Origin of the sequence: Pseudidiomarina indica (assembly GCF_900104245.1) — a bacterium.
In the GTDB taxonomy this organism is placed as follows: Bacteria; Pseudomonadota; Gammaproteobacteria; order Enterobacterales; family Alteromonadaceae; genus Pseudidiomarina; species Pseudidiomarina indica.
Map to the genome: position 1 here is coordinate 39,337 of NZ_FMXN01000012.1, position 11,270 is coordinate 50,606.

At 50.0% G+C, this 11,270-nt stretch carries 11 protein-coding genes; 10 read left to right on the forward strand and 1 reads right to left on the reverse strand.

The genetic code is table 11. The features are described from left to right. Positions 1–16: 16 nt before the first annotated feature. The 10 genes from fabB to purF all read left to right on the forward strand — a co-directional run bounded on the left by fabB (position 17) and on the right by purF (position 10,610). The gene (fabB, locus tag BLP64_RS09275; protein ID WP_092593780.1) at positions 17–1,228 is read left to right on the forward strand and encodes a beta-ketoacyl-ACP synthase I; all 1,212 of its coding nucleotides are present in this window, start codon (positions 17–19) and stop codon (positions 1,226–1,228) included. Positions 1,229–1,361: 133 nt separating this feature from the next. Further along, positions 1,362–2,555, forward strand: coding sequence for a 4-phosphoerythronate dehydrogenase (locus BLP64_RS09280; protein WP_176754964.1), 1,194 nt, complete (start codon positions 1,362–1,364; stop codon positions 2,553–2,555). Then, positions 2,555–3,571 (forward strand): aspartate-semialdehyde dehydrogenase, encoded by a 1,017-nt coding sequence (locus tag BLP64_RS09285; protein WP_092593782.1) that lies wholly within the window; start codon positions 2,555–2,557, stop codon positions 3,569–3,571. Before BLP64_RS09280 ends, BLP64_RS09285 begins: the two co-directional genes overlap by 1 nt. A 30-nt stretch (positions 3,572–3,601) precedes the next feature. Then, on the forward strand, positions 3,602–4,915 hold the full coding sequence (locus tag BLP64_RS09290) for a FimV/HubP family polar landmark protein (protein ID WP_092593783.1): 1,314 nt from the start codon (positions 3,602–3,604) through the stop codon (positions 4,913–4,915). Continuing rightward, positions 4,912–5,709 (forward strand): tRNA pseudouridine(38-40) synthase TruA, encoded by a 798-nt coding sequence (gene truA / locus BLP64_RS09295; protein ID WP_092593784.1) that lies wholly within the window; start codon positions 4,912–4,914, stop codon positions 5,707–5,709. Before BLP64_RS09290 ends, truA begins: the two co-directional genes overlap by 4 nt. A gap of 98 nt (positions 5,710–5,807) precedes the next feature. Continuing rightward, complete coding sequence (gene accD / locus BLP64_RS09300; protein WP_092593785.1) at positions 5,808–6,671, forward strand: acetyl-CoA carboxylase, carboxyltransferase subunit beta; 864 nt, start codon at positions 5,808–5,810, stop codon at positions 6,669–6,671. A gap of 5 nt (positions 6,672–6,676) precedes the next feature. Beyond that, positions 6,677–7,972 carry a bifunctional tetrahydrofolate synthase/dihydrofolate synthase gene (gene folC, locus BLP64_RS09305; RefSeq protein WP_092593786.1) on the forward strand — a complete coding sequence of 432 codons (1,296 nt, stop codon included), beginning with the start codon at positions 6,677–6,679 and terminating at the stop codon, positions 7,970–7,972. A gap of 3 nt (positions 7,973–7,975) precedes the next feature. Then, positions 7,976–8,512: an SPOR domain-containing protein gene (locus BLP64_RS09310; RefSeq protein ID WP_092593787.1), complete on the forward strand. Its 537-nt coding sequence runs from the start codon at positions 7,976–7,978 to the stop codon at positions 8,510–8,512. 73 nt (positions 8,513–8,585) lie between these two features. After that, entirely contained in the window at positions 8,586–9,077 is a 492-nt protein-coding gene (locus BLP64_RS09315) for a CvpA family protein (protein WP_092593788.1), read from the forward strand. A 15-nt stretch (positions 9,078–9,092) separates the two neighbouring features. Beyond that, entirely contained in the window at positions 9,093–10,610 is a 1,518-nt protein-coding gene (purF, locus tag BLP64_RS09320) for an amidophosphoribosyltransferase (RefSeq protein ID WP_092593789.1), read from the forward strand. Between the two features lie 50 nt (positions 10,611–10,660). On the opposite strand, the gene BLP64_RS09325 is transcribed toward purF, so the two are convergent. Further along, positions 10,661–11,270, reverse strand: a 610-nt coding sequence (locus BLP64_RS09325; RefSeq protein WP_143001091.1) for an RNA-guided endonuclease TnpB family protein, incomplete at its 5' end; no start/stop codon positions are given.

Here is an 11,270-nt window from a genome sequence, read left to right on the forward strand (position 1 = left end):
AGTACAGGATATGAGAATGAGAAGAGCAGTGATTACCGGGATGGGCATTGTGTCCAGTATCGGATTGAATAAACAAGAGGTGTTGGAGTCGTTACAACAAGGACGCTCGGGCATCGAATTTTCACAAGAATTCGCCGATATGGGGTTGCGTTGCCAGGTATGGGGACCCGTTCGTGCGAACCCTGCTGATTACATTGACCGTAAAGCATTGCGGTTTATGGGCAATTCAGCCGCCTATGCTTATATGGCGATGGCACAAGCTATTGAAGATGCTGGCTTAACTCCGGAACAAGTGTCAAACCCACGTACGGGTTTGGTCGTGGGTTCAGGCGGAGCATCGGGTGAGCACCAGGTTGCTGCTGCGGATATTATGCGTGAAAAAGGCGTCAAACGAGTGGGGCCTTATATGGTTCCGCGTTGTATGGCATCAACCACGTCCGCATGTTTAGCCACACCCTTCCAAATTAAAGGAGTGAACTATTCCATTAGTTCAGCCTGTGCAACCTCTGCACACTGTATTGGTCACGCACTTGAACTGATTCAGTTTGGTAAACAAGATCGCGTGTTTGCCGGTGGTGGTGAAGAGTTGCATTGGACCTTGGGTATGGAGTTTGATGCGATGGGTGCGTTGTCAACGAAGTACAATGACACGCCAACCAAAGCCTCGCGTACCTACGACGCTGATCGTGATGGGTTCGTACCAGCCGGCGGCGGCGGTATTTTAGTGATTGAAGAACTCGAAGCTGCACTGGCTCGAGGTGCTCATATCTATGCTGAAATTGTCGGCTATGGTGCAACCTCTGATGGATTCGATATGGTCGCTCCATCAGGTGAAGGCGCTGTGCGTTGCATGGAAATGGCACTCGCCACGGTAGATACCCCGATTGATTACTTAAATACTCATGGTACTTCCACGCCAGTAGGTGATACCAAGGAATTGGAAGCTATTCGTGAAGTGTTTGGTGAGCAACTGCCTTATATCAGTGCCACCAAAGCCATGACAGGCCACGCGTTAGGTGCGGCCGGTGTGCATGAAGCGATTTACTCATTGCTGATGATGCAGCATGGATTTGTCGCACCTTCAATCAATATTGATAATTTAGACCCAGCTGCGGAAGGCATGAATATTGTTCGTGAAACAACTGCAGCGGAGTTGACCACCATCATGTCCAATAGCTTTGGCTTTGGTGGAACGAACGCCACCTTGGTGTTACGCAAATATCAATAATTCACGTTGACTCATTGTGAATGTTCTTTAAAAAGGTGCGCACGGGCGCACCTTTTTGTTGTATGCTCCATGACTATTCTCGTTCACCTTTTTGAATAAGGGTTGCTGCATGCACCTCCTTGCTGATGCAACAATGCCACTAGTCAGTGAACTGGCTCAATATCTTGCCCAAGCGTTAGCTCCGAGTGGCCAATCGGTGCAGCTAACGACCTTTACCGGACGTCAACCCTCTGCCGCTCAGTTGATACAGGCTGAAGTGCTCTTGATTCGTTCCATTACACAAGTTGATGCGGCGTTACTACAACAAGCACCGCACCTGCGCTGGGTCGGGACTGCCACCATTGGCACCGAACATGTCGACGCCCACGCCTGTCAGGCAGCAGGGGTGACCTTTGTGTCAACTCCTGGAGTCAATGCGAATGCGGTGGGGGATTATGTGGTGGCTGCTGTCAGTGAGCTGGCGCTGCGGGACGGACAGCTGCCTACTGGTGACGTTGCCATTATCGGTGCGGGTCATACCGGACGTGCGGCAGGGCAGCGATTGCAAGGGCTCGGGCTGCGAGTACATTATTATGATCCCCCGTTAGTGCAATCATGGACGCCTCAAAAAATACAACAAGAACCACTGGATATTCATGCGGATTGGCAGCGGGTGTTGGCCAGTCAGGTCATTAGTTGTCATGTGCCCTTAGTGCATGAAGGCAGGTTCCCGACCCATCATTTATTTGATGTAGAGGCGATTGCTCGCCTGCAGGCTGGGACCATCCTGATTAATGCCAGTCGCGGCGCGGTCGTGGCTGAAGAGGCGTTACGGCAAGCCATGCACCGTCAACAAGAGTTGCGCGTGGTGCTGGATGTGTGGGAGCACGAGCCACAAATTGCTCCCGATCTCCTCCCCTGGCTGAGTTTAGCAACGCCCCATATTGCGGGGCATAGCGTGATTGGCAAAGTAGCCGGCACCTGGCAGCTGTTTGCACAACTGCTGCAGTTTATTCGTCGTGACGATATTATGTTGCCTCCAGTTGAGGAGTTGTTGGCACCTTGGCCGGCTGCCACTCGACGTTACCACTGGCACACAGAAACCGCTCCTAGTTGGCAAATGCTAGCATCTTGGGTGCGCGAGATTTATGATATAAGAGACGATGATGCGCAGTTACGCCAAGCACCGTCAACCGCTGCCGCTTTTGACCAATTGCGCCGCACTTATCAAACTCGTGGGGAGCTGTCTCAAGGGACAGTTACTGGGGGCGATTGGTTACAACAAGCACATTGGCAGCAACGACTACAGCAGCTAAATTTTTTACCTTTAAATTCGCAGGAGCAGTGATGGCACGTGCATTTAATATCGCAGTTTTAGGAGCCACCGGGCTGGTTGGTCAGCATTTGATTGAGCTGTTAGCCGAACGGGAGTTTCCCGTGGCACAACTGTTCCCGTTAGCAAGTCGTCGCTCCGCCGGAAGTACCGTCACGTTTCGTGGTGAAGAACTGACGGTGTTAGATGCGGATAGTTTTGATTGGAGTGAAGTAGACATTGCGTTTTTCTCTGCGGGCGGAAGCATTTCTCGAATGTATGCACCGCGAGCTGCAGAAGCGGGTTGTATCGTTATCGATAATACCTCTGAATACCGCTATGAGCCGGATATTCCTTTGGTGGTGCCAGAAGTGAATGCCCATGCATTGGCTGATTTTCGCAATCGCAACATCATTGCTAATCCGAACTGTTCGACCATTCAAATGTTGGTTGCGTTGAAACCTATTTATGATGCGGTGGGGATTGAGCGCATCAACGTTGCCACTTATCAGTCAACTTCTGGCGCAGGGAAAGAGGCGATGGATGAGTTGGCTCAGCAGACAGTGGCCTTGTTAAATGGCCGCCCAGCTGAGGTGAAACAGTTCAGTCGTCAAATCGCGTTTAACTGTATTCCGCAAATCGACGTTTTCCTGGACAATGACTACACCAAGGAAGAAATGAAAATGGTGTGGGAAACCCAAAAGATTTTTGGTGACATGTCGATTCGGGTGAATGCAACTGCGGTGCGGGTGCCGGTGTTTTATGGGCATGCCGAAGCATTGCATATCGAAACATTGCAGCCACTTGATGCCACCACGGCGAAAGATTTATTGCGCCAAGCGCCGGGCGTCGTGCTACTCGAGAATAATGACGAGTTCCCAACTCAAATCGGCCAAGCAACAGGGCATGATGAGGTTTATGTGGGGCGTGTCCGCAATGATATTTCTCATCCAAATGGTTTGAACTTGTGGGTCGTAGCCGATAATGTACGGAAAGGTGCCGCAACGAATAGTATTCAAATTGCCGAGCACTTAATTCGAGACTACTTATAACGATAACGAAACGCTCAAAGGATTGGTTCAATGAAGCAGAATCGTATGGCTCTTATAACAGGGTTGGCGCTGTTACTGGCGAGTAACAGTCTGCCGGTAGCTGCTCAGAATACGACGGTGGATGAGGCCGTGGTAGCGGCTGCACGGCAGGTCGATGAGCGGTGGCAAGCCGACCGTTTTGGGCCCATTAAATCATCTGATACGCTCTGGTCCATTGCAATGTACTATAGCGACAACACCGATTTATCGGTGTACGAGATGATGGATCTGTTCATTGAGCTGAACCCACGGGCTTTCGTTGATAATCATCCCAGCCACATGCTGGATGGTTTTTATTTGCGTGTTCCTGATGTGGCACAGCAAGGCGTTCGTGAGCGTTTACGTGCGGTGCAACAAGAACAGCAACAACAGCAACAACAGCAACAACAGCAGCAGTTTCAGCAAGCTGAGCCACAAGCTGAGCAGAATGATGCTGACAAAGTGGTGTTTGAACGTAACGATTTAGCCGTATTACGCACCCAATTGGCGCAATCCATAGAGTTAATTGAGCAGCTCAATGATGAAAATGCACAATTGCAGGAGCGCCTAGCAACGGTTAGCAGCGAGCTGAATCAACTGCGCCTTAAAGTAGACGCCGAACAAACCGCTGAAGATGAATTGCAACAACAAATCGAGGCGGAGCTGGCAGCAACCAAAGAAGCGATACAGCCTTCAGCGAATCAACGTTCATCACAAACCAAACAAGCACTTCAGAGTACGTCAAATGGCGTCGACTTTGTAACATGGATATTGCAGCCGTTGCCGTTATTTTTGGCGAGTTTGGTGGTTATTTTGGTGCTGGTGCTGATTATAACGGTAATTTACTTACGACGCAGTTCGCGTGAACCGGGAAGTTTGTATCATCAGGCGGTCAAGGCCGCGGATCAAGAGCAGCAACCGCAACAAGAGTCAGATGAGGCAGAGCCAGTGCTTGCTGCTTCGCCCAGTGAAGCCGAGGTGGACGCACCTACGCCTTCACCTACGCCTACATTAGCGGAGTCGGTGGATATTCCGACCAATCCTGCTGAAGAGAATGCCTTTATTGAAATTGAAACGTTGCTGGAAGAAGCCGAAGCGGCCGCCAATGAAAGTGGCACCAGTCGGTTTGAACGCGAATCTGGGCAAGTGGATGATACCGATGAAACCCCTTGGGGGCTGATCCATTTAGCCCGTTTTTATTTGGAAGTAGACGATTTAGCGTCGGCCCGTGCTGAGCTAGAGAAAGTGAATGACAGCGATGACGATGATGCCAAACGTGAAGCCGCCATGCTGTTACAGCAAATCAAAAATCAGGAACGTGAATGAGTAGTACGCGCATCGCGCTAGGAATTGAATATGACGGCAGTCAGTTTTTTGGTTGGCAACGTCAGCGTGAAGTGGTTTGCGTGCAAGAAGTCTTGGAGCAAGCACTCAGTAAAATTGCCAACCACCCAGTACAGGTAACCTGTGCAGGGCGGACTGATGCGGGGGTACACGCAACGGGGCAGGTGGTGCATTTTGACTGTGAGACCCCTCGGGCAATGCCGGCTTGGACCATGGGGGTCAACAGCAATTTGCCAGATGCTATTGCGGTGCGTTGGGCCAAAGAGGTGCCGGCTGACTTTAATGCGCGCTTTAGTGCAACGGGCCGCCGATATCGCTATATTATTGCGAATCAAGCACGGCGGCCTGGCATCTTGGCGCGTGGTTTGAGCCATTATCACCAACCACTCGATGCCGAGCGAATGCATGCGGCTGCACAGCACTTATTAGGTGAACACGATTTTAGCGCGTTTCGAGCCGCACAATGTCAGTCACACTCGCCGAATCGGTGTGTGACCCGAGTTGATGTGCGTCGTTATGGGCAATTTGTGGTCGTCGATATTTCTGCCAACGCATTTTTGCATCATATGGTTCGAAATATTGTCGGAAGTTTGCTCGAAGTTGGTAAAGGTGAGCAACCACTCGACTGGCTCGCTGAATTATTGGCGGGCCGCGATCGAACACGCGCTGCAGCAACGGCGAAGGCAGAAGGCTTGTATCTTGTGCAAGTTGATTATCCGGAAGCCTATGATTTGCCCCAACTTCCACCAGGGCCATTGTGGTTACCAGACTGTTAAGACCACTTTTTACTAAACTGAACCCATAGAATGTGCTTTAATAGAGCGTATTTACTGGCGATAACGCCATTTACCGACTGAGTTGATGACGAAATATTATGAGCTGGATTGAGCGAATTCTTGCAAAACCAAAAAGCGGCAAGCGCCGTAACATCCCGGAAGGGGTCTGGGCGAAATGCGGTAGCTGCGATGCCATTTTGTATCATGCTGATTTAGAGCGCAGCTTAAATGTTTGCCCTAAGTGTGATCATCATATGCGACTCTCTGCTCGCGCACGGCTTGCAAGCTTTTTAGATAATGGCACCGGGGAAGAAATTGGTGCAGAGCTTGAACCGAAAGATGTGCTGAAATTTCGTGACACGAAAAAATATCGTGATCGGATTGCTGCAGCACAAAAAGCAACCGGAGAAAAAGATGCTTTGGTAGCCCAGAAAGGGGCTTTAAAAGGCATGCCAATTGTCGCCGTTGCATTCGAATTTGAATTTATGGGCGGCTCCATGGCATCGGTGGTGGGTGCCCGCTTTGTCAAATCTGTTGAAATTTGCTTACGCGAGCGCATTCCATTGGTGTGCTTTTCAGCCTCAGGTGGGGCGCGGATGCAGGAAGCCTTATTGTCGTTGATGCAAATGGCAAAAACCTCGGCCGCATTAGCGCGCATGAGTGAAGAAGGGATTCCGTTTATTTCGGTATTGACCGATCCAACCATGGGCGGCGTGTCTGCAAGTCTAGCCATGTTGGGCGATATTAATATTGCCGAACCAAAGGCTCTGATTGGCTTTGCTGGGCCACGGGTGATTGAGCAAACGGTTCGAGAAACGTTGCCGCCAGGGTTCCAACGAGCTGAGTTCTTATTGGATCACGGAGCAATTGATATGATCGTGGATCGTCGTCAAATGCGGAATCGAATTGCGGCGTTAGTGGCGAAATTCCAACATTTACCAGCTCTTGCTGACGAATTTTAAATGGTATGAGCGCACTGCAAGCACCTTCTGCAACAGCCAGTCTTGATGATTGGCTGTCTTATTTAGAGCAACTTCATCCAAGCGCGATTGATATGGGGCTTGAACGGATCAAAACCGTTGCGGATCGATTGCAATTAACAACGACCGACGCCCAAGTCTTTACCGTTGCCGGAACCAATGGCAAAGGGTCGACCGTTCGCTACTTGGAAACTATCTTAGAATGTGCCGGCTACCGCACGGGCGTCTATGTGTCACCTCATTTACATCATTACACCGAGCGCGTGCGCATCAGTGGGCAATGTTTGACGGATGCGGAACATGTTGCCGCTTTTGCTGCCATTGAAGCAGTACGAGGGGAAGTTTCGCTCACTTATTTTGAGTTTGGAACCCTGGCAGCTTTGTGGTTATTGCGCCAACACAAGTTAGATGCGTGGGTGTTAGAAGTTGGCTTGGGAGGTCGTTTAGACGCCGTTAATATTGTTGATGCAGATGTGGGAATTATTACTAGCATTGGCATTGACCATATTGGTTTCTTAGGCTCGGATCGTACCGGAATTGCTCGTGAAAAAGCAGGCGTGTTTCGTTCCCAGCGCCCGGCCATTGTGGGGGAGCCTGATTTCCCTGCTGCGGTTGTTGCAACCGCCCAAGAGCAGGGAATTCCACTGCAACGGGTCGGCCATGATTTCTTTTATCGCATTACAGGTCCAACGTCTTGGGAATACCGTGATAGCAACCATTTCCTGCAAGAATTACCTCTGCCACAACTGCCGTTACCCAATGCCGCAACGGCCGTGGCGGCGTTAGCGGCTTGCCGATTGCCGATTGCCGCCCAGGCAATTCGTGATGGTTTGGCAGGCGCACGTGAAGCAGGACGGTTAGAATGGCGTCCAGGGAATGGCGTGACGCGAGTGGATACTCTATTGGATGTGGCCCACAACCCCCATGCGGCAAACTTTTTGGTACAAGCGATTCAAGCACGTTATCCGACCTATCGCATCTTTGCGGTGGTGGGCATGCTAGAAGATAAAGATATTGCCGGTACACTGACCACCTTAGCTCCGGCCGTGGATGCCTGGTACTTCGCCAGTTTATCGGTTGCACGCGGGAGTTCTGCTGAGCAATTGGCTGATCATGTTGCAGCAGAAGTTGCAGAAAAAGTACCGGTACGAGGTTGTTTTGCTAGCGTTTTAGAGGCTTACCAACAGGCTCAACAGGATGCCTTAGCAACAACAGGGCAACCGATACTGGTATTGGTGTGCGGCTCGTTTTACACTGTCGGTCAAATTCCCGATTCGGAGTAAGTCATGGCATCGCAGTTACAAAATCGAATTGTTGGCAGTGTTATTCTCATCGCACTGGCAGTGATTTTTTTACCTGAACTGTTGGATGGTCAACCGCAACAACGACAAGAAACCTTTGACGCCATTCCCCTCCAGCCGGAGTTGGAAGTTGCTGAAATGCCAGTAACGCAGGTTCCTGAAGTGGAACAATTTAATGGGGTAGCTGCGGTTGAAACCGTCGAACTTGATGCCGAAGAAGCCCCAGTTATGCGGAAGAGTACTGCGGCGTCACCCACAGCGCCCACCGCAGGTGACTTAAAACAACCGGGTTGGGTCATCCAATTGGGAGTATTTCGAAACCAAGCTTCCGTTGATCGGTTAGTCGAGCAACTTCGTGCGGCCGGGTATCCGGCTTATCGAGAAGCGACTCAGAGTGAGCAAGGCGTTCGCCATAAACTCTTAGTTGGCCCTGGGTTAGTGAAAGCCGAACTCGAAGCAGATTTACCGAAACTAAAAGAACTGACCGATTTAAATGGTCGAGTTTTTCGCTATGAGCCCTAAGATTAGTGCAGCAATTGCTGGTGGTTTCTGATACAATTTTGCCGATCATTGATACAGCTATGGAACCCCGATAATGGTCTGGATTGATATCACGATTCTCGTGATCATTGGTATTTCTACCCTCATTAGCTTAACCCGCGGGTTTGTGAAAGAGGCCCTGTCGTTGGCGATTTGGATCGCCGCATTCTTTATCGCTAAGTTCTTCTACCTTGACCTCGCAATGCTATTTACTGGCATTGAAGACACCATGTTGCGCAATGCAGCTGCCGTCACGGCGCTGTTTGTTGCCACACTTATTGTGGGCTCAGTGGTGAATTATTTAATCGGTCGCTTGGTTGAAAGTACTGGGCTTACCGGTACTGACCGGTTGTTGGGTGGTATCTTTGGTGCCATTCGCGGCATTTTGATTGTGGCAGCGCTGCTCTTTTTCATGGATTCATTTACCGGTTTATCCGATGAACAATGGTGGGAAGAGTCAGACCTGATCCCTCACTTCGGTATTGTGATTCAATGGTTCTTTGAGTTTTTAGAAAGTTCTTCCAGTTTTTTACCCCAAAACAGTTAATGAGGTTGTGGTTGCATGTGTGGGATAGTTGGAATTGTAGGTAAAGATCCGGTCAACCAAGCGTTGTACGATGCGCTGACGATGTTACAGCATCGCGGGCAAGATGCGGCCGGGATAGTGACCGTGGATAATGGCACATTACGATTACGCAAAGCTAATGGCCTTGTGCGTGATGTCTTCCACACCCGTCATATGCATCGATTGCAGGGGCGAATTGGCATCGGCCATGTGCGCTACCCGACGGCTGGGAGTGCCAGTTCAGCAGAAGCGCAACCATTCTATGTGAACTCGCCGTTCGGTATTGCCTTGGCCCATAATGGCAATTTGACCAACGCCCACGAACTTCAACAGCAACTCTTCGATAAAGCCCGCCGTCACATCAATACCACCTCAGATTCTGAAATTTTACTCAACGTATTTGCGCATGAGTTATATCAACAGGAATGTCTGCGAGTCACCCCTGAAGATGTGTTCGCGACGGTAGCTCGGGTGCATCGCCAAATTCGCGGTGCCTATGCAGTGGTTGCGATGATCATTGGGCACGGCATTATTGCGTTCCGAGATCCTTGGGGTATTCGGCCATTGGTGTTAGGGTATCGTGAAACAGCGACCGGCGAGAAAGAGTATATTGTCGCGTCTGAAAGTGTTGCAGTGGACGGCACAGGGTTTACCTACTGGCGAGATGTTGAGCCAGGTGAAGCGGTCTATATTACGGAAGATGGCGAACTCTATTCACGTCAATGTGCTGACAACCCACAGCATTGTCCCTGTATTTTTGAATATGTATATTTTGCCCGTCCTGACTCAGTGATCGACAAGGTGTCGGTGTATGCGTCACGCGTTAACATGGGGCGTAAGCTTGGGGAAAAACTGAAGCGTGACTACGCTGATTTAGAAATTGATGTTGTGATTCCCATTCCGGAAACCAGCTGTGACATCGCTTTGGAAATTGCCTCGGTCCTTAACTTACCTTATCGCCAAGGGTTTGTTAAAAATCGCTACATTGGGCGGACCTTTATTATGCCGGGGCAGACGCAACGGCGGAAATCTGTGCGGCGCAAACTGAACGCGATTAGCGCGGAGTTTAAAGGTAAAAATGTCCTCTTAGTGGATGACTCCATTGTTCGTGGAACCACCTCAGAACAAATTATCGAAATGGCTCGAGAAGCGGGTGCGAAAAAGGTTTATTTTGCCTCTGCGGCACCAGAAATTCGTTTTCCTAACGTCTATGGCATCGATATGCCAAGTGCCAATGAGCTCATTGGTCACGGCCGAGAGGCGGAAGAGATCAACGAGTTGATTAATGCTGACGGGTTGATCTACCAAGATTTAGACGATTTAATTGCGGCAGTGCGCGAAGAAAACCCAGACATCCAGCGGTTTGAAACCTCGGTGTTTAATGGTGAGTACATTACCGGTGACGTGAATCAGAGCTATCTGGACCGTTTAGATGCCGCTCGCAATGATGTCGCACTGCATCGCCAAACGGTGAATGAAGACGCCAACCTTGAATTACATAACGAAGATGGGTGACTGCTCCCCGCCCTAAGCGCTAAAGCGCCACGGGCGAGGCTTCCAACTTCTCAGGCAGCAACTGGTACGTGACCAGATTGACGCTTGCCTCCATTGGCAGAAACCGACAGTCCTGCGGCCTTTAATTTTAAAATACCTTGCGCCTTGATATTTAAGGCTGCATTGATGTCCCGATCATGCCGTGTTGAGCAGGATGGACACTGCCAGTCACGCACGTTCAGTGACAAGTATTCCAGCTTGTGTCCACAGCAAGAGCAGGTTTTAGAGCTAGCAAACCATTGATCAATTTTAACCAGATGCTTGCCTTGCTCTTTGGCCTTGTATTCCAGCTTTTGGATCAAGCCTGACCAACTCGCATCGGCAATGTGCTTGGACAATTTCCTGTTCTTCAGCATGTTTTTGACTTTCAGTGTCTCGACAATTACCGCTTGGTTTTCGTCAATAACGTGTCGAGACAGCTTGTGCTGAAAATCAGCACGAGCATTCGCCAGACGCTGATGCGCCTTAGCGAGTTTAAGTCGGGCTTTTGCACGACCTTTGCTGCCTTTCTTGCAGCGTGATAAGGCTTTTTGTTTACGGCGCAGATTGGCACTGGCTTTCTTCAAAAAGCGTGGATTCGGTTTTTTCGTGCCGTTTGAATCTATGGCAATATGTGTTAAA

Bases quoted from the DNA above. Each gene is read 5' to 3' on its own strand.
- folC (WP_092593786.1), top strand. From the start codon at position 6,677: ATGAGCGCACTGCAAGCACCTTCTGCAACAGCCAGTCTTGATGATTGG.
- BLP64_RS09285 (WP_092593782.1), top strand. From the start codon at position 2,555: ATGGCACGTGCATTTAATATCGCAGTTTTAGGAGCCACCGGGCTGGTT.
- BLP64_RS09315 (WP_092593788.1), top strand. From the start codon at position 8,586: ATGGTCTGGATTGATATCACGATTCTCGTGATCATTGGTATTTCTACC.
- truA (WP_092593784.1), top strand. From the start codon at position 4,912: ATGAGTAGTACGCGCATCGCGCTAGGAATTGAATATGACGGCAGTCAG.
- fabB (WP_092593780.1), top strand. From the start codon at position 17: ATGAGAAGAGCAGTGATTACCGGGATGGGCATTGTGTCCAGTATCGGA.
- BLP64_RS09290 (WP_092593783.1), top strand. From the start codon at position 3,602: ATGAAGCAGAATCGTATGGCTCTTATAACAGGGTTGGCGCTGTTACTG.
- purF (WP_092593789.1), top strand. From the start codon at position 9,093: ATGTGTGGGATAGTTGGAATTGTAGGTAAAGATCCGGTCAACCAAGCG.
- BLP64_RS09310 (WP_092593787.1), top strand. From the start codon at position 7,976: ATGGCATCGCAGTTACAAAATCGAATTGTTGGCAGTGTTATTCTCATC.
- accD (WP_092593785.1), top strand. From the start codon at position 5,808: ATGAGCTGGATTGAGCGAATTCTTGCAAAACCAAAAAGCGGCAAGCGC.
- BLP64_RS09280 (WP_176754964.1), top strand. From the start codon at position 1,362: ATGCCACTAGTCAGTGAACTGGCTCAATATCTTGCCCAAGCGTTAGCT.